Source organism: Candidatus Fermentibacter sp. (assembly GCA_030373045.1).
In the GTDB taxonomy this organism is placed as follows: Bacteria; Fermentibacterota; Fermentibacteria; order Fermentibacterales; family Fermentibacteraceae; genus Fermentibacter.
This window is the reverse complement of record JAUCPW010000050.1, coordinates 22,493-40,223: the sequence shown is the minus strand read 5'-3', so window position 1 is coordinate 40,223 and position 17,731 is coordinate 22,493. Positions and strand designations below refer to the sequence as shown.

The 17,731-nt window shown below is 65.5% G+C and carries 18 protein-coding genes; 1 reads left to right on the top strand and 17 read right to left on the bottom strand.

The genetic code is table 11. The features are described 5' to 3' along the window. Positions 1 to 15: 15 nt before the first annotated feature. The 10 genes from QUS11_08800 to QUS11_08755 form a co-directional block, all read right to left on the bottom strand. A complete protein-coding gene (locus tag QUS11_08800) occupies positions 16 to 936 on the bottom strand; it encodes a hypothetical protein (protein ID MDM7993398.1) in 921 nt (306 codons plus the stop codon). Next, positions 933 to 1,439, bottom strand: a complete 507-nt coding sequence (locus tag QUS11_08795; GenBank protein MDM7993397.1) for a hypothetical protein — start codon at positions 1,437 to 1,439, stop codon at positions 933 to 935. Before QUS11_08795 ends, QUS11_08800 begins: the two co-directional genes overlap by 4 nt. A 42-nt stretch (positions 1,440 to 1,481) precedes the next feature. Next, positions 1,482 to 3,143 (bottom strand): DnaA/Hda family protein, encoded by a 1,662-nt coding sequence (locus QUS11_08790; GenBank protein MDM7993396.1) that lies wholly within the window; start codon positions 3,141 to 3,143, stop codon positions 1,482 to 1,484. A gap of 7 nt (positions 3,144 to 3,150) precedes the next feature. Next, positions 3,151 to 3,849, bottom strand: a complete 699-nt coding sequence (locus QUS11_08785; GenBank protein ID MDM7993395.1) for a DUF4388 domain-containing protein — start codon at positions 3,847 to 3,849, stop codon at positions 3,151 to 3,153. 49 nt (positions 3,850 to 3,898) lie between these two features. Then, on the bottom strand, positions 3,899 to 4,483 hold the full coding sequence (locus tag QUS11_08780; protein MDM7993394.1) for a GTPase domain-containing protein: 585 nt from the start codon (positions 4,481 to 4,483) through the stop codon (positions 3,899 to 3,901). Next, on the bottom strand, positions 4,464 to 4,919 hold the full coding sequence (locus QUS11_08775) for a roadblock/LC7 domain-containing protein (GenBank protein ID MDM7993393.1): 456 nt from the start codon (positions 4,917 to 4,919) through the stop codon (positions 4,464 to 4,466). Before QUS11_08775 ends, QUS11_08780 begins: the two co-directional genes overlap by 20 nt. Positions 4,920 to 5,040: 121 nt before the next feature. Then, positions 5,041 to 5,397: a roadblock/LC7 domain-containing protein gene (locus QUS11_08770; protein MDM7993392.1), complete on the bottom strand. Its 357-nt coding sequence runs from the start codon at positions 5,395 to 5,397 to the stop codon at positions 5,041 to 5,043. A 193-nt stretch (positions 5,398 to 5,590) separates the two neighbouring features. After that, entirely contained in the window at positions 5,591 to 6,652 is a 1,062-nt protein-coding gene (hypE, locus tag QUS11_08765; protein ID MDM7993391.1) for a hydrogenase expression/formation protein HypE, read from the bottom strand. Beyond that, the gene (gene hypD, locus QUS11_08760; protein ID MDM7993390.1) at positions 6,652 to 7,746 is read right to left on the bottom strand and encodes a hydrogenase formation protein HypD; all 1,095 of its coding nucleotides are present in this window, start codon (positions 7,744 to 7,746) and stop codon (positions 6,652 to 6,654) included. Before hypD ends, hypE begins: the two co-directional genes overlap by 1 nt. Next, positions 7,743 to 7,991, bottom strand: a complete 249-nt coding sequence (locus QUS11_08755) for a HypC/HybG/HupF family hydrogenase formation chaperone (GenBank protein ID MDM7993389.1) — start codon at positions 7,989 to 7,991, stop codon at positions 7,743 to 7,745. Before QUS11_08755 ends, hypD begins: the two co-directional genes overlap by 4 nt. Before the next feature lie 172 nt (positions 7,992 to 8,163). On the opposite strand from QUS11_08755, the gene QUS11_08750 reads away from it, so the two are divergent. Next, positions 8,164 to 8,514: a hydrogenase maturation nickel metallochaperone HypA gene (locus QUS11_08750; protein MDM7993388.1), complete on the top strand. Its 351-nt coding sequence runs from the start codon at positions 8,164 to 8,166 to the stop codon at positions 8,512 to 8,514. Here the strand turns inward: QUS11_08750 and QUS11_08745 are convergent. The 7 genes from QUS11_08745 to QUS11_08715 form a co-directional block, all read right to left on the bottom strand. Then, positions 8,511 to 9,065, bottom strand: coding sequence for a DNA-3-methyladenine glycosylase I (locus tag QUS11_08745; protein ID MDM7993387.1), 555 nt, complete (start codon positions 9,063 to 9,065; stop codon positions 8,511 to 8,513). The genes QUS11_08750 and QUS11_08745 overlap by 4 nt on opposite strands. A 71-nt stretch (positions 9,066 to 9,136) precedes the next feature. Further along, entirely contained in the window at positions 9,137 to 10,600 is a 1,464-nt protein-coding gene (locus QUS11_08740; GenBank protein MDM7993386.1) for a C10 family peptidase, read from the bottom strand. A 129-nt stretch (positions 10,601 to 10,729) separates the two neighbouring features. Continuing rightward, positions 10,730 to 11,572, bottom strand: coding sequence for an efflux RND transporter periplasmic adaptor subunit (locus QUS11_08735; GenBank protein ID MDM7993385.1), 843 nt, complete (start codon positions 11,570 to 11,572; stop codon positions 10,730 to 10,732). Next, positions 11,565 to 14,633: an efflux RND transporter permease subunit gene (locus QUS11_08730; protein ID MDM7993384.1), complete on the bottom strand. Its 3,069-nt coding sequence runs from the start codon at positions 14,631 to 14,633 to the stop codon at positions 11,565 to 11,567. The genes QUS11_08735 and QUS11_08730 overlap by 8 nt, the downstream gene beginning before the upstream one ends. Continuing rightward, positions 14,630 to 15,607: an efflux RND transporter periplasmic adaptor subunit gene (locus tag QUS11_08725; protein MDM7993383.1), complete on the bottom strand. Its 978-nt coding sequence runs from the start codon at positions 15,605 to 15,607 to the stop codon at positions 14,630 to 14,632. The genes QUS11_08730 and QUS11_08725 overlap by 4 nt, the downstream gene beginning before the upstream one ends. A gap of 73 nt (positions 15,608 to 15,680) precedes the next feature. Further along, complete coding sequence (locus QUS11_08720) at positions 15,681 to 16,283, bottom strand: TetR/AcrR family transcriptional regulator (protein ID MDM7993382.1); 603 nt, start codon at positions 16,281 to 16,283, stop codon at positions 15,681 to 15,683. 207 nt (positions 16,284 to 16,490) lie between these two features. Next, the gene (locus QUS11_08715; protein MDM7993381.1) at positions 16,491 to 17,675 is read right to left on the bottom strand and encodes a glycosyltransferase; all 1,185 of its coding nucleotides are present in this window, start codon (positions 17,673 to 17,675) and stop codon (positions 16,491 to 16,493) included. Between the last annotated feature and the right edge of the window lie 56 nt (positions 17,676 to 17,731).

The window sequence follows — 17,731 nt, the reverse complement described above, 5'->3', positions numbered from 1 at the left end:
CGGGTGTCGGTGGTCTCATTTCGCGGCCTCCGCCGCCCACTCCCGCAGCTCGACGGTGGGCTTCCCGTACATCACCGGGGATGACAGCGCATAGGAGTAGAACGTCTTGGCTTCGCCCTGGATGTAGTCCCTGATCTCCTGTTCGGGGATGCCCGTCAGCATGGCCATCCTCTTCGCGACCATGCTCCTGATGTCGAGGTGCGGCTCACGGATGAGGTCCACCGAGGGCCCGGCGCATCCCGCGCAGGCCACGCCCTTGTTGGGACACTGGGCCTTGCACCTGTCGAGCGTGACGCTGCCCAGGCAGACCACACCCTGGCTGAGGAAGCAGGTCTCCGGATCGTTGGCCGACACCTCGCCCTTCGAGAGCTTCGCTCCCTCCGTCTTCTTCATCCTGCGGCCGCATTCGGAGCAGACCGTCATGGGGCTCAGAGGGATGCTCTCGACCCCGAGCAGGTCGCGTATCGCTATCGCGATGAAGTAGGGGTGAGGCGGACAGCCCGGCAGATACCGGTCGATCTTCACCACTTCGTCGATCGGGATCACGCTCTCCTCGAGCTTCGACGCCCCGCCGGGAACCCTCGATCCCTTTGCGTCGGAGACGTTCCCGCCGTAGGCCTTGGCCAGGATGGCGTCGCGTCCGTACAGCCATCCGATCCCGGACGGGCCGCCGTATGCCGCACAGGTTCCGAAGGCCAGCAGCTTTCCGCAGCTCTCGCGCATCTTCTCGAGCGCATGCCTGTCGTGCTCGCTCCTGACGGCCCCTTCGACTATCCCGACGTCGGCCTTCGGATAGCCCTTCTCGTCCATCAGCACGGGGACCCTCACGAACTCGACGTCGTCGACCAGGTTGAGCAGCTTCTCGTGGAGATCCACTATGGCGACATGGCAGCCCGAGCAGCCCGAGAGCCACTCCGTAGACACCCTCGCCTTCATTCCTGACCACCCTCCTCCACGATCATCTCCTTGAGACAGCCGTTGGGTCCGGCGTGGAGAATCTCGAGATGCACCGTCCTGCCGGGCATGATCTTCTCCATCGCCCCGGCGAAGACGCCGTGGGCCATGTAGCAGAGGGACTGTTTCTGTTCGTGGGCGTACCTGAAGAGGGCATTGCGGACCATGCAGGTCCCGAAGGAGAGTCTCATCACCTTCTTGCCGTCGCGGTCCTCGATGGGCGTCGCGGACTCGCCGGCGAAGGGTTCGAAGTGCCAGACGATGCCCCGCTTCGCGAGGGCCTCGCCCAGAAGGGTGACCGCTTCGGTCAGGTCATCGGTCTGTCGTGTGCCTTCGACCGCCTCCCTGCCGAACTTCTTCCCGGCGAGCATGCAGATGGAGAGGCTGCTCTTGCCGAGGTTCAGCTCCGATGCGTGCGCCAGCGCTCCCAGAAGATAGGCGACTCCGTGGAAACGGGAGAGATCTGCATCCGCGACTGCGTGCACAATATCTCCTTCCTCCCTCGACTCGACCCCGTACCTTCATCGTCACGCCTTGAGCGAGAGCATCGCCGACTCCAGGTCGCCCTTCTCGAGGAACTTGAGCGTGACCTGGAGCTTGCCTATGTCGATATCGTTCGCTCCGGACTCCATGAGCTGCCTGATCCTCTCGCCCACGGCCAGGCGGAGGGCTTCGGTCTGCTTCTCCACGGTGTCCGCGGACTCGAGCATCTCCTTGAATCTCCTCGCCGATCTGCGCCCCGAGCGCGGCGGCTCGAGCGCATCGTCCGGGGCGGGCGCCTGCTGCTGCGCGATGGCAGCTTCCGCAGGCGTTCCCGCGGGCGCTGCAGTTCTTCCGGACGGGGCAGGCTTCAGTGCAGGGGGTGCAGGTTGCGCACTCCCGGCCGGCCTGGCGGGCGAAGGCTGCTCCACATGCTTCTCCACGGCCGGAGCATGCGGTTTCTCCTTCGACACCGCCATCGGGACGGGGAAATCCTCTTCGGTATGCCCGGATTCCTCATCCGCATCTTCCGTTGCCGCGGGAGCAGGAGGCGGCTCGACCGGCCGGACGGGCTGCACCCTGGCTCTCCTTGCCACGGATTTGGGCGGGGTATCGCTCGAGCCTGCTGTCTGCTGCCTGCGGGACGAGGCGGCGCCGTTCACCGGTTCGATGACGAAGGGTTCCAGGCCCGATCCGGTGTTTCTGCGTTCGGGCTCCTCCTCCACCTCCACGACGATGTACTCGGTCCTCCCTCCCGGAGCCATGGGAAGATCCTCGTCGAGTTCGGGCAGTTCGGCGCCGATCCTCTCCGTCATGAAGCCGAGGAGCGCCCTGGTGGACTCCACGGTCATGGCGCTGCCGGTACCGAGCACCCTCGCGAGGACCATCCTTGCCGCGGCCTTGAGCTGCCTGACGTTCGTCGTGAAGGTGTCGGCCAGGTAGTCTACCACGTCGTCCGAGAGGTTCATGCCCGTGTACTTGAAGAACTGCTCCAGGATCTCCCGGCGCCCCTTCTTGCTCACGATCTCGAGCTTGATGGTGATCCCGGACATCAGCCGCGACAGGAGCGATGCGTCCATCCCGGTGAGCATGGATGGTTCGACGTCGGAAGAGATGACTATGCCGTGGGTCTCCCTCGGCATCCGGTTCATCACCGATATGACGAACTTCTCGAAGCTCCTGTTGCCGCGTGTGAACTGGATGTCGTCGATGAGTATCAGGTCGTGCTGGATCATCCAGTCGCGGAGTTCGCGCTCCCTGCCGGCGCTCAGGGCGTGCTGGAATTCCGTCTCGAGGTCCAGGGTGTTGATGAGAAGAGCCTTCCGGGACGTGGCGTTGCGCGTGGCGGCCAGCAGATGGGTCTTGCCCTGCCCTGTGGGGGCATGGATGAACACGGGTGCGATGGCCTTCCAGATCCTCGGGATGAACGCCATCGTGCGGAGGATCTCGCAGGTGTAGTAGTTCTCCTCGGTGGTGATGTAGCTGTCGAAGGTCATGTTGTCGGGATAGTCGAACGAGAGGATGTTCTCGAAGCTCTGCAGCCTTTCCGAATCGGCGCCGGACATCCGGGGTACCGAACCCACTCCTCCCATGGCGCGGGCGAAACCGTGTATGCGCCTGGACATGTCCTCCGTGATCAGGCCGGAATCCGTGCACACCCGGAGGAACTCGTCGAAGGGGATCGGGGACGGCTCGGGATCCTCCGCCATTCCGCCATCACTCCTTCTTGCGGACGTTGTCCAGAAGGCGGCCGAGGGCGATGCACATCAGGCCGATCTTGGTGTCGGGCTTCACGACGGTCAGCAGAACCAGCTTCTTGTCCACCGACATGAGCCCGAGAGTCCTCGAGCCGTCCTCGATGATCACCCTGTCGGGCGCCCCGCCGGGATACGAGTTCACAAAGGCCGACACGCTCTTCACGATCACCGGGGCGATCTCGGAGAGGTCGCTCGGCAGGTCGGACCTGGCGATGATCACCCCTGTCGAATCGATGATGCTCGCCCAGACGTGGCTCGGCGACGAAGCGACGAAGTCGCGCAGGGGCTGCTCGTAGATGTGGCCGTCGGGGTGCTGGAGGGCGTTCTGTTCGGCCTCGGCCTGAGCCTTCTTGATCTCGTCCCGCTCCTTCAGGGCCCACATGATGAGCCTGTGGAGGTCCTTCTTGATGGTCACCTCGGGGGACGGCACGCCGGTCTCGAATGTGAAGGTGCCGTCCTTCCAGTCGACCATCTCGACGAGGACCTGCTGCCCCGTCAGGTCGCCGAGGGTGGCGTGCACGAGGTTTCCGTCGACGTAATAGAGGTTCGCCTGATCGTTGTCGACAGTGATCGAGAGAAGCCCCGATCTCCTGCTCGAGTTGGGGAACTGGAGCAGGGTGACGAGGCCGAGATCGCTCAGTGTGCCTTTGAGAGCCATTCCATTTCCAAACTCATGCGGCGCAGGGGCGCCGTCGCTTCTTTCCCGCCTAGAGCTGGAACTTCCTGATGACTTCCATGCTCAGCAGCCGGAGGGTCTGCATTACCCCCCTGCCCTCGCTCGCCACGGCCTCTATCGCAGGGATGCCCGGGGAGAGACCCAGCTCCCTCTCGATGCTGCCCAGCTCGATCAGGGGTTCCAGGTCGCGCTTGTTGTACTGGAGCACCACCGGGAAGTCATCGACCGGGATCCGCAGATCGATCATGTTGTCGATCATCATCCTGTAGCTCTGGATGTTCTTCTCGAGATGGCCCATGCGCGAATCGGCTATGAAGGCCACTCCATCGGCGCCTTCGAGGATCAGTCGGCGGCTGGCCTCGTAGTGTATCTGCCCCGGGATGGTGTAGAGGTGGAACTTGATCGCGTAGTTCTCGACCCTTCCGAGCGACACGGGGAAGAAATCGAAGAAGAGCGTCCGTTCCTTCTCTGTGTCGAGCACGAGCAGTTCGCCCCGGTACTTCTCGGCGAGCTGGGCGTGGATCCAGTGGAGATTGGTGGTCTTGCCGCTCATGCCCGGTCCGAAATAGACGAGCTTGAAGACTATCTGCTGGTTCTCAGAGCTGATGTGCGCCATCGTCCTCTTCGTCTACCCGGAAGATCCTGTCCACCAGGTTGAGCGCGTACTCCTTGAAGCGGGGCAGGTAGATCTCGCCTTCCTCGTCGGGTGTCTTCTCGACCGGCATCTCGAGGATCCTGGATATGGCCTCGCCTGCCTTCTTGGCCTCTATCCGGACCTTCCCTATCCTGGTGTAGTCCTCGAAGACGATGACCATCATCGACCTCTTCCCCACCAGGGAGATGTGGATATGCCGCCTGTCACCCTGCTGGAGAAGGATCGAGAACTGGTTCTCGCCCACGATGGTGGCCACTTCCTTGGTGGCCGCGAACATGCCTGCGACCAGGGCGGCGAGCGCGGTCGTGTTCAGCGACGTCAGCTCGCCGGCCTGGCTCAGACAGACGCCTTCTCTGGAAATGAGCAGGCTTATGAGGGCCCCGGTCGCGCCAACCATCTCCGACAACTCGCGATGTATAGCGCTGCTCTGGCTCGTCTGATCGCTTTTCATCGCTATCCGGACTCCCTTCGAAAGAGCGGATCGTCTGGACCGGCGATTGTCAGGGCCGGGGAGCCGTCTAGCTCAGGCTCTTGACCAGGTCCGCCGTGCGGCGCTTAACCTGGAGACGCACGTTGCCCAGGTTGGCGTCGCTCGATGCGACGACTGCGAGCAGAGCGTCGGTTCCGAGGGCGGAAAGGACGACTATGCCCTTCTCGTACTCCATCATGGCCTGGGCCATCTCGCCGACGCCAAGCTCGCGGCCGACGCTCTCGGCGGAGCCCATTCCCGTGGAGACCATCGCGCCGATGGCATCGGCATCAGCGTTCCCGGTGGAGGCGGCATCGATGACGAAGCCGTCGCGACCCACGCAGACGGCTACATTGATGCCCTGGACGTCGACGAGTTCCTTGAGGATCCGGGAAGTGTCGCTCACTTGTGAAACCTCCTGTATCGGGTGATGAGAATGCCTTCCATCACGATGGAAGGCGCGTTCGGGACATGATGTAAGATAAGGCCTCGCTCGCGCGGACCCAATAGCGTGTGGCGTTTCCTGAACGTTCGAATTTTTTCGAATGGGGGCCGACCCGCTGTCACCCGATGCAAAAGTGCCCTCCCTGTGCAGTTTTTCAACAAATCCGCGGAAGCTGCTCACCACTCAACACCGACATCGGCCTCCTTGTTCCCAGGGAACTCCTCAACGTGACAGCGCCCGTCCCCTCCCCGGCGACCGTTCCGATGCATGCAGGCGTGCTTTCGGGGTCGAAGGAGGCCATGAGCCGCACCAGATCAGCGGCCATGCCTCCCGGAACGAACGTCACGAAGCGCCCCTCGTTCGCTACGTGCAGAGGATCGAAGCCGAGCAGCTCGCACGCGGCGCGCACCTGCCCGTTCACCGGCACGGAGGACTCCTCGATGACGAAATCCGTGGCAGAATCGGATGCGATCTCCGAAAGAGCGGCAGCGAGGCCTCCCCTCGTCAGGTCCCTCATGCACCGGACGGGGATGCCGGATTCGAGGATACTCCCGACCATTCCGTGAATCGGGGCCGAGTCGCTCACTATGTCCGTCTCCAGGCCGATGCCCTCCCTCGCGCACATGATGGCCATCCCGTGCCTGCCGATGTCGCCGCTGACCACGATGCCGTCGCCGGGCCGCACGTTCGCGGGGCGCACGTCCACTCCGGGAGGCACGGCCCCGATGCCGGCGGTGTTGACGTAGATGCCGTCACAACCGGGATGTCCCACGACCTTGGTATCGCCGGTCACGAAACTCACCCCGCACCTGCGGGCCGCATCCGCCATCGACTCCACCACACGCTTCAGGCTGTCTAGGGGGAAGCCCTCGCCGAGAATCAGGCCTGCGCTCAGCCAGAGCGGTCTGGCTCCGCAGACCGCCAGGTCGTTGACCGTGCCGTGGACTGCCAGCGATCCGATGTCTCCGCCCGGGAAGAAGATGGGGTCGATGACATAGCTGTCCGTGGTGAAGGCTATCCGGCCTCCGTTCAGCTCGAGCACCGCTCCGTCGTGCCTGTCTCCGGGGGCGGGGCCTCCGAAGGCTTCGACGAATCCGTCGACCAGCCTCTTCATGATGGTGCCGCCGCCGCCGTGGGCCATGGTGACCACCGCATGGCGCGAGAGCGGCACGGGGCACGAGAAACCGCCGGAATGATCCACGGAATCGCGGTCCATCACCGGCCACCTCCCCTGTATCTGAAGTATGCCGCGCAGGCGCCCTCCGAAGAGACCATCGGGGCGCCGAGCGGGCTGCCGGGCGTGCACTCCCGTCCGAATGCCGGACAGCACGTCGGTTCGAGGACTCCGGTGAGCACCTTCGCGGCCATGCAGATCCCGTCCCCGGGATCGGGGGGGTCCGGAACGGCTCCGAACCTCGATGCGGCGTCGAAGCTCCTGAAATCCTCCCTGAAGGCCCATCCGCCCCCGGGGATCACTCCGAGCCCCCTCCAGTCGGCGTCAGCATGCTCGAAGACCTCCCGGGCCATGGCCATGGCGGCGGGGTTCCCCTCCCTGCAGACAACCCTCGCATACTGGTTCTCCACGCGGGCCTCCCCCGCCTCGAGCATGGAGATGCACATCAGGATGCCCTGAAGGATGTCGACCGGCTCGAACCCCGTGACGACGATGGGCGTGGAGTGCCTGGCCGCCATGGGTTCGTACTCCTCGTATCCGGTGACGGCGCAGACGTGTCCGGCCGCCAGCACGCCGTCCACGGCGCAGTCCGGCATCCTGAGTATCCATTCGAGCGCGGGGGGCACCCTTACGTGCGCGTTCAGAACGGTGAAATTGCCGGTTCCCGAGGCGCGCGCCCGGAGGACTGCGGTGGCTGTCACCGGCACGGTGGTCTCGAAACCCACGGCGAAGAGGACGTACTCGCGGGAGGGATCCGACCGGGCCATCCCCAGGGCGTCCATGGGCGAGTAGACGATCCGTACGTCCCCCCCGGCCGACCGGGCCGTCATCAGGTCCGTGGCGGCCCCGGGAACGCGCAGCATGTCGCCGAAGGTGCAGACAACCGCTTCGTGCCTGCAGGCGATGCCCGCGGCCGTGTCGATGGAGCAGGCCGGCGTGACGCAGACAGGGCAGCCGGGCCCGTGGACGAGGGTGATCGCATCGGGGAGGAGGGAGTCGATCCCGTTCTCCAGGATCGAATGGGTCTGCCCCCCGCACACCTCCATGAGCCTCCACGGCTTCGTAGCGATGCGTGCGACTGCGTCTGCCAGGAGGCGGACCGTCGCGGGATCCCTGTATTCCTCGAGGAGTTTCACGGCTGGGTTTCCCCGGGGCAGGCCCGGAGTGCGTCGATGAGTTCCATCACCCTGGCGGCCTCGGCCCTGTCGAGCCTGTTCAGCGCGAACCCTGCGTGGACTATCACGTAGTCACCGACGACGGCTTCGGGGATGCCTGCGAGGGAGACCACCCGGATGACTCCGTCGAAGCTGACCCTGGCGGTGCGGGAAATCTGGTCGTCCCCCGAGATCTCGACGATCTCACCGGGAACTCCCAGACACATGGGCCACCTCCGGTCGGAGAGGAGAACGGCAGCTCGTCCTGGTCGACACCCAAGTATAAGGCTGGTTGCGCCGAAAGAAAGCCCCTCCGGGACCCTTAGGGGCGCACGGCTGTGCACGGGCGGCATGCCGCGTTATAAGTGCCCGGGCCCAGGAGCCTTCCGGAGGGTTCTCTTGCACGAACTGTCGGTAGCTTCCGAAATCCTGGACGTGGTCGAGGAGGCGCTCGGGCACAGGGAGAGCCTGAGGGCGGTCGACCTCGTGCTGGGGCCGCTCTCGGGCGTCTCCGCGGAGGCGCTCGATTTCTGTTTCACCGAGATGGCCTCACAGCGCGGTTTCGGGCGGCCGGTGCTCAGGATCAGGCCGACCGTTGCAGTGGTGAAGTGCGCGGAATGCGGCGCATCGTATGAGGCCTCGGACCTCGCGGCCTGCTGCCCGGCCTGCGGCGGGGTGTTCAAGCAGGTGCTGTCCGGCCGCGAGTGCTCCGTGGAGAGCATCGAGACGTCACAGGCCGGCCCGAGCTAGTATCCCGCCATTATCTCGCCGCGCCTGAAGCAGCCCAGGGCATGGTCGTTCACCATCCCGGTGGCCTGCATGTGGGCATAGCAGATCGTCGAGCCGACGAATCCGAAGCCACGCGCCCTCAGGTCTGCGCTGAGCGCATCCGATTCGGGGCTCGTCGCCCTGTAGTCGCCCGGGCCCCTTATCTCGTGCACGATCGGCCGCCCGCCGGTGAAGCGCCAGATGTAGGAGTCGAACGACCCGAACTCCTCCCGGACCGCCAGGAAGCACCGGGCATTCCCGACTATCGCGTTCATCTTCGCCCTGTTCCGGATCAGGCCGGGATCCTGGAGCAGACCCTCGATCCTCTTCGAGTCGTAGCTGGCGATCATCCCGGGATCGAATCCGTCCAGGGCCGTGCGGTAGTTCTCGCGCTTGCGGAGCACGGTGTACCAGCTCAGGCCGGCCTGCGCGCTCTCGAGGGCGAGGAACTCGAACCAGAGCCTGTCGTCGTGGACCGGGACTCCCCACTCCCTGTCGTGGTAATCGACGTAGAGCGGTTTCGCGAGGTCCACCCAGGGGCATCTCGCTCTGTCCTGCGGGGTTGTCGCAGCCCGGCCGCAGCCGGCCGCCGCGCCGTTCCCGGCTATTCCAGCACCACCAGCCTGAGCGTGTCGGAGGAGGAGCCGGCGTCGGCCCTCACGATGTAGACCCCCGAAGGCAGGCTGCCCGGCCAGGCCAGCGCATGGCTGCCGGCTCCGAGGCTGCCGTCGACGAGGATGCCTTCGAGCCTTCCGTCGATTCCGAACACCCTCACGGCCACGTTTCCGGGCCGTGCGAGCTCTACCGAAACCGACGGGGTCGACGGGCACGGGTTGGACGGGCACGACAGCGACACCGATGCATCGGGATCGGCCGGATCGATGCCCGTGGAGTCGAGGTAGATGTTCAGGATCAGCCCCTCGATGATGTTCATCTGGTAGGGCATGCCGCTGAGCGGGAACTGGTACCAGCCGTTCGTGGAGCCGCCCCAGCCGAAATTGAAGTGGTAGTAGTCGTCGGTGTTGTAGCCGTCCACCACGATGTTGTGCCCGTACTGCCATGCGGCGTCGACTATCGCGAGATGGGCCGGTAGGGCGTCCATCATGTTCTGGGACAGCTTCTCGAACAGGCTGTCGGATTCCGCATCGAGCAGTTCGCAGTTCTCGAACCCGAACCTGGTGTATGCGTCGTGGGCCTGCCCCACGCCGAAGGTGCCCGAGCCCGAGGCGGAATAGACCTGCTTGCAGGCCGACCCGCAAGCGAACACGAGGGCGGCCTTGTCGGAGTTGGTGAGGGGCGTGGACTGCTCGTAGTGGGTGTCGAGGATGTCGAGCATGTCGTTGAGCTCGGACCAGTCAGGGAAGTCGTGTGCAACGCAGTCGTCGTCGATCCAGTAGTTCTCGAGGTATACGTGGTGGTAGTCGTCCGAGTCGGAGAACCGCGTGGAGTTGGTCGTCTCCAGGTTGTCGACTATCATGCCCATCGCCACTGCGGGGCATCCCGCCACGCTCCTGGAGCTCGAGGTCAGATCCATGGGACAGTAGGCGTTGTATGGGGAGCCCTGGGTCCAGTTCTCCCAGAGCCAGCCCCCGGTGGGAGTGGTGCCAGCCGCCGGCCACTGCTCGAGCATCACCGGGAATCCCGGATCGACGAGACCGGACGTCGCGGCCTCCCACGAGCGGGCGTTCGCCAGGGCCGCCTCTTCGGAGATCATCCCGGCGCAGGCCATCCTGTTCTCGATGTCCATCGCCAGGAGGTCGGACATGCCGAACGTCTGCCCCTCGCCGCTGCCGAAATCCGAGGAGTAGGAGTAGGCCGGCACTGGAGGCATGGCGTCATCAGCCGAGACCACCACGTAGCCCGACGGGGAGAGGTCGAACACATACGCGAGCATCGTACCGTCATTGCCCGTAAGCCCGGATACACCATCGATCGTGAAGGAGCCGGCCATGCCGTCCCGCTCGAGTCTGTGGTTCGCAGCCAGCCCGGCATCCGCGGGTGTCACCGGGGCGGCGGCGACCGCCATGGCAGCCCCGGCCAGCATCAGCAACTTCGCGTATTGGATCACGCCTGTCTCCTGCCGTTTCGGTCCATGATGCGGGGATCGGGAGTTCCGCAGGGATGATAGCCGGAAGCCCTCACCGGGTCAAACCGCGGAGCCTTCGCCCCGCCTCCGCCCTCCGTCGCCGCCCACCCCTCACCGCTCGTCCCCCTCCCATCCCGGATCGATCCTGACCGTGCCGTAGATGCCCGGGAAGAGCGTGCCCGAAGAGTCGTCGAGAGTGACAGTCAGCGGGAGCAGGCCGGTGACCGGATCTATCGCCGGCGACACGGAGGTCACGACCCCCCCGTAGACCTCCCCCGGCAGCGCAGTCGTCTCGAACCCGGCGGGATCTCCGATCTCGAAGGATCCGATGTATCTCTCGGGCAGAAGAGCGCGGAGCACGAATCCACATCCGCCCGTGACCATCACGAGGGGTTCGGGGCCGGCCATCAGACCCTCGCTAGCCCACACCCGCCCGACCACGCCGTCGAACGGCGCATCGACCGTGGATGCGCTGCGGCCGGAGAGCGCGCCGTACAGGTCGGCCCTCGCCGCCTGGAGGGTGGACCGGGAAGCCAGCATGGCCGTCTCTGCGCCCTCCATCTGCTCGCTGCTGAGCGCCCCTGCCTCGAAGAGCTCGGAGCAGCGCCTGTACGCTGCCTCCGCGTTGGAAGCCTCGACCCTGGCTGCCTCGACTCCGGAAAACCCGGCGGCCACCGCTCCGTCAACGAGAGCATCTCCCGACAGGCCGACCAGGACCTGGCCCGCCGAGACGGAGTCGCCCTCCTCCACGAAGACCCCGGTCACCCGGCCCGAGCCGAACAGGAGCGCCTCGTCGCAGGCCTCCACGCGCACGCTGGCAGAGACCGTGCCGTGTTCTTCCGGAGCGGCGTCCGAAGGCACCGTAACCGCCGTTGCGTCACCGGTCCCGGGGCTGCGGCCTCCGCATGCGCACACAAGGATCAGTGCCGCGCAGATCCCCGTCCTGTCAGGCATCGCCGGCCGCCTTTCCACGGTTCTTGCGCTCCGCCATGAGCACGTACATCACCGGCAGGATCAGCAGCGTCAGCGGCGTGGCCACGACCATCCCGCCCACGACCGTCCGCGCCATGGGCGACCACAGGCCGGAGCTGCCGGTGGACATCAGCGCCAGGGGCAGCATTGCGAACACGGTCGTGCTCGCCGTCATCAGGATGGGCCTCATCCTCTTCCTGCCGGCGTCGAGCACGGCCTCCACGGGGGAGAGACCCTGTGAGCGCATCTCCTGGTTGGCGAAGTCGACGAGCACGATCCCGTTGTTCACCACGATGCCCGCGAGCATCAGGATGCCGATCAGCGAGGTGAGGCCAAGGGTCATCCCGGTCAGCACGTGCACCAGGATGACGCCGATCATGGCCATCGGTATCTCGAAGATCAGGAGGAACGGCTCCTTGAGCGACTCGAACTGCACCGCCATCACGAGGAAGACCAGGAAGATCGCCACGGATATGGCTATGGCCATGCTCGAGAAGGACTCCTTCTGGTCGGGGATGTCGCCGAGCAGCTCCCATCTCGCGCCGCCCAGGTCGAGCGTGTCCATCATCGCGTATACGTCCCCCCCAACGTCGCCCAGGGCCCTGCCCTCTATCCCGCACGACACGAGCACGCTCCTGCTCCTGTCCCTGTGCCAGATCATGTTGGGCACGAGGTCGGTCGAGAGCGTGCCCCAGCTCTCCAGCGGCGCCCCCGACACGGGGAGGCCCAGGATGCGCTCGCGGCTCGAGACCGCCCGGTCGTCGAAGGCGAGATGCACGTCGAGATCCTCGTCGCCCTCGTAGTACGTGGAGGCGTCGAGACCCATCACCCCCAGAGTCACCTCGGCCGCAATGGCCGCGGGGTTGGCCCCCCTCTGCGACATTACCGCGGGATCGGGTGTGAAGCGCATGAGGTCCACCCACTCGTCGAGGCTCGACTCGTGGTCGATCGTGCCCGGGATGCGCTCGAGTTCCGCCTTCAGGGTCGCTCCCCTCGCGAGCAGGTCCTCGAGGTCGCTGCCGTAGATGGCGATCTGTATCGGGTTGCCGGTGCTGAACCCCATGCCCGTGGTCAGCGTGTAGGTCAGGCCGGGCACGGCGTCGAGCACCTCCCTCACGGGCTCCTGGTAGTCGTCCACCTGCCTGGTGAGGTCCTTCTCCGGGGCGAAGTAGAAGACGAGATCGATGCGGTTGGGTGCGTCGGCCCCGAACGCCGCGGAGATCCCCGCGCTCCTGCCCACGGTCATGCTGGTATGGACGAGGTCGCCTGGCGTGAAGACCCCCTCGATCGAATCGACCATCACCATGGCCAGGCTGTCCGTCACGTCCAGGCCCGTTCCGGGGGGTGCGGAGGCCGTGATGGTCATCATGCCCTCCTGGACGTCGGGGATGAAGGAGGTCGGTATGCGCCCGACGAGCAGCATCGAGCCGAGGAAGGCCCCCACGGTCGGGAGGAGGGTGAGCCTCCTGTGCGCGAGGCACCACGAGAGCCAGCCGGCGTACTTCTCCTCCAGCGCCTGGATCAGATCCTGGACCTTCTGGAGAGGCGAGCCCTTCCGGTGCGTCTTGACTATCCTCGTGGACATCCCGGCCAGGAGGGGCACGAAGGTCATGCTGTTGAAGAGGCTTATCATCAGGGCGCAGACTATCGTTATGGAGAGGTCCCTGAAGACCTGGCCCGTCAGGCCTTTCACGAAGAGCATGGGGATGAACACCGCCACGGTGGTCAGGGTCGAGGCGGCCACCGCCATCCCGACCTGGGTGGCGCCCTTCTCCGAACCCTCCCTCACGCCGGCGCCATCCTTGCGCAGCCTGTGGATGTTCTCGAGCACGACCACGGAGTTGTCCAGGATCATCCCGATCGCGATCGAGAGGCCTGCGAGGGAGATGATGTTGAGGTTCACCCCGAAGGCGTACATGAACGCGAACGTGGTGATGAAGGACAGCGGCATCGAGATGCTCACGATGCCGGCGTTCGCGGGCGAACCCAGGAACAGCAGCAGGACTACGGCGGCCAGCACCATCGCCTGTATCCCGGTCTCCAGCAGCGAATTCATGGAGGACTTCACGTAGTCCTCCTGGCTGTAGACGATGCCGGTCTCGAACTGGCCGGTGTAGGACGCCGAGATCCGCTCCACCTCGGCCTCCAGGCTCCGGCAGGTGTTCACGGTGTTCGCGTCGGCGCTCTTGCGGAACACGAGCATGATGGTGTTGGCGCCATCGAGCGAAGAGATGCTCGATGGGTCCTCGAAGCCGTCCTCGACGAGCGCCACGTCGCCCAGGCGCACCGGCACGCCTCCGTGGGCACCGACCACGAGCTCCCGGATCTGGTCGAGGCTGTGGAAGCCGCTGCGCACGCTGATGGAGATGTCGAGCCCGCCGGCCTCGAGGTTGCCGCCGGGCTGGTCGGCGTCCACCGCGGACAGCACTCCGTAGATCTGCGCGATGGATATCCCGCGCTCCCATGTCAGGACGGGGTCGACCGTGACGTTGATGCTGCGCACCTCGCCGCCCGAGATGTCCGCCGAGGCCACGCCGCCCACGCGGCTCAGCACCGGCTGCACCTCGTCCTCCACCAGGCGGCGGAGCCCGGCGCTGGACAGGGTCTGGCTCGAGAAGCTAACGATCATCAGGGGCTTCATGCTGCTCTCGAGGGCGAAGACCACGGGGTCCGTCGCATTTGCGGGCAGGAGTGTCTGGCTCCTGTCCACCGCCTCCTTCACGTCGTCCAGCACCTGGTCGATGTCCGCCCCGAGAGACGCATCCACCGTCACGGTGCTCAGGGACGCCCTGCTCTCGGATTCCACGCAGTCCACGTCCTCCACGCCGCTGACCGCATCCTCCAGCACCTCGGAGACGAGGGTCTCCACCTCCTCGGGTCCGCTGCCGGGCAGGGCGGTGATGATCATCACCTGTCCCAGGTCGGCCTTGGGGAGGTAGTCGAGGCCGAGCTGCGTGATGCCGAACACGCCTGCGCCAGTCATCAGCAGGAACACCATCAGGAAAGTCACCCTGCGGTTTATCGCCAGCGCCGGGAGGCTCATATCTCCGCCTCCACGAGCCTGCAGCCTTCAAATGCGCGGTTGATCCCGAAGACCACCAGGCTGTCACCCTCCGAGAGCCCCGACAGGATCTGCCAGTCGAACCCGTCCTGCATCCCCGCCTCCACCGTTCTGAACCGGCAGATGCCGCCTTCGGACACCGCCACCCGCCAGCCTCCGTCGGGCTGCCTCTCCATCGCGGACTGCGGGACCACCACGGCTCCGGTGACGGTCGAGAGAGCCACTGTCGCGGTGCCGCTCATGCCCGATCTGAGCCTGCCGTCGGCGTTGCCGAACTGAACCGTGCAGAAGGCCAGGCCCGATACCGGGTCGACCGACGGTGAAACGGCCGTGATCACTCCGTCGAAGAGCTCGCCTGGATAGACCGTTGTCTCGAGGAAGACCGGCTGGCCTTCGGACAGCTGGCGCAGCCGGCACGGGGCGAAGCCCAGGGACGCCTCGAGCACCTCACCGCCGGCCAGGGCCACCAGGCTCCCCGACGCGGGATTGCCGGTCCTGGCCCACACCCGTGTCACGGTGCCCGCGAAGGGCGCCCTCACCTGCCCCAGCGAAGCCTCCGACACAGCCTGCTGGTATCCGGCCCTCGCGAGGCCGAGTGTTGCCTGCGACGAGGCTTCCGATGCGCGGGCCGTCTCGATCCCGCTCTCGGAGAGTGCCCCGCTTTCGAAAAGATCCTCGGCCCGGGCCAGGCTGCCTGCCGCGTACTCCTGCGCGGCACGGGCGGCGGAGACCCTGGCTGCAGCGGTGGAAATGCCGGCGGAGTGCAGTCCGTCCGTCTCCATCGTCATGAGGATGTCACCCTCCTCGACGGCGTCGCCTTCGGACACGAGGACCGAAGTGACTGTCGCGGGTGTCGAAACGGCCAGGACCGCCTCGTCGGAGCCCTCCAGCCGGCACGGCACGATCACCGTGCCCGTGATCGAGGCGGTTTCGACCACCTGTATGAGAACGGGCACCGGATCGTGCTCCGGCGCGGGTCCCCGCCCGCATCCGGCCGCCATCAACGGCAGGAGTGCCATGGAAATGACGTCAGGCCTTCTCATCGCACGTGGTTCCTCTCACGATGATGTCCATCACACCGCCAATGAATGCATCATCTATGTCTTCCCCGGGCACGGTGTTCCCGAACCAGCCTGCGAACAGCCACCTCGACGCGAACCAGTTCATCGTCAAGAGCAGCACTACCACCGGGATGACGGCAGGGTTGATGTCTGGTCTTATGCAACCCTTCCTCTGCAGGTCGCGGAGCCTGCTGATGATCCTTCCCCTCAGCTCCTCGTCGAGGTACTCCGGCTCGAATTCGCTCTGCACGTTGAGCCACGAGAAGAGTCTGACCAGCTTGGGGTTCTTCCTGAAGAACTCGAAGAGGCCGTCGCGACCCGTCACGAGATCGACCATCACATCAGGGTCGTCGTCCGAGAGGGTGGCGAAGAACCTCTCGAGGAGATCGGAGCTGTCGTGGTAGTGCCTGACCATGGCTCGCCACAGGTCCTTCTTCGACTCGAAGTGGTGGTAGATGAGGCTCTTGGCCACGCCAGCCTTTTCCGCTATCTCGTTCATCGAGGTGCCGGTGAATCCCCTCTCGGCGAAGAGATCCTCCGCAACCTCCAGAATCCTTTCCTTGCCGCTCATCACGCCTCCTGACTGACCGTTCGGTCAGCGGAACATATCTCGGAGCATTCTTTCATGCAAGCCCGGTTCGGTGCGGGTGGATCGACCGCCGAGGGATGGTCCCCTGAAACCGGGACAGGGTCACCGGCTCCGGAGCATCTGGCGGACCATGTGGTGGCCGCTGTCGATGTGATCGGGGCGGGCGGGTCGACGACGCGAAGCCCCGCGTCAGGCCTCCGCGACGAGTGAAGCGTACAGTGAGGCTACACGGCCGGCCATGACATCCATCGTGAACCGCCGTCCCACGGTTTCCGCCGCGCAGGCCGCCATGCGGGACCCGAGTGCAGGATCGGCGGCCAGGGCGGCAATCCTGGCCGCAGCCTCTCCGGCCGCGTTGCCGGGATCTATCAGGAAGCCGTCCTCCCCTTCGGTGACTATCTCGGGGATGCCGCCCACCCTCGTCGCGATCACCGGCCTTCCGCACGCCATCGCCTCGATCACCGTGAGGCCGAACGGCTCCTGCCAGAGCGAGGGCACGAGGACCACGTCGGTTTCGGCAATCCAGCGCCTCACCTCGTCGACGAACCCGGGCAGCCTCACCCTGTCGGCGATGCCCAGCGATGCCGCCAGGCCGGAAAGGCGGTCGGAGTCGGGGCCCACGCCGAGTATCGAGTACTCGACGTCGATTCCGTACCTGCCCTTGAGGATCGCGACGGCTTCCAGGCCCTGTGCGAATCCCTTCTCGGGCACCAGCCTGCCGAAACTCAGCATCTTCAGCCCGTCACCCGGGGCTCCGGCGCGCAGCGGCTCGGGAGACGTCTCCTCGACTCCGTTGTGGATCGTGACCGTCTTCGACGCGAGGCGGAGATCGGCCGACACCGCCGCATCCCTCACGAACCCCGAGTTCGCGATCACCGCTGAGGCGAAACGCCCCGCGAGAAGGAGCAGGGCATTCCTCCCGCCGCGGCTCATGTTGCCGCCCTCCTCCTCGGTCAGGAGTGCGTCGTGCATGTGGAACACCAGTTTCGCCCGCGAGAGCAGTGACGGCAGCACGGCGAGGGCCAGCATCGTCATCCCGTTGGCGTGGATGAGATCTATCCTCTCCCGCACGCATAGGCGCGTCAGGCGGATCGTGAACGACACGAGGAAGGGTGTCAGCCTTGCCAGGAGGACCGCAGCCGCGAGAAGGCCGCTTCTCCTGTCGACCTTCCGGAGCGAGCCGGGAAAACGGAACATGGTCCTGGCCACGCCTTCGTCGAGGAACCTCTCCGCGAACCGGCCCATGTCGTTGACGAACACCAGCGGAGTGACGCCCTTCGCCGGATCGCCCGCGAAACGGTTGGCGAGCCTGGCAAGCACCATGTGCCCTCCGCCTATCTCCGATCTGATGAAATCCGCGAAGAGTACCCTCACTGCTCCTCCGCCTCCGGCATTTCAGTACCGATCCGAACAGAGCGACCGCGCTGGAA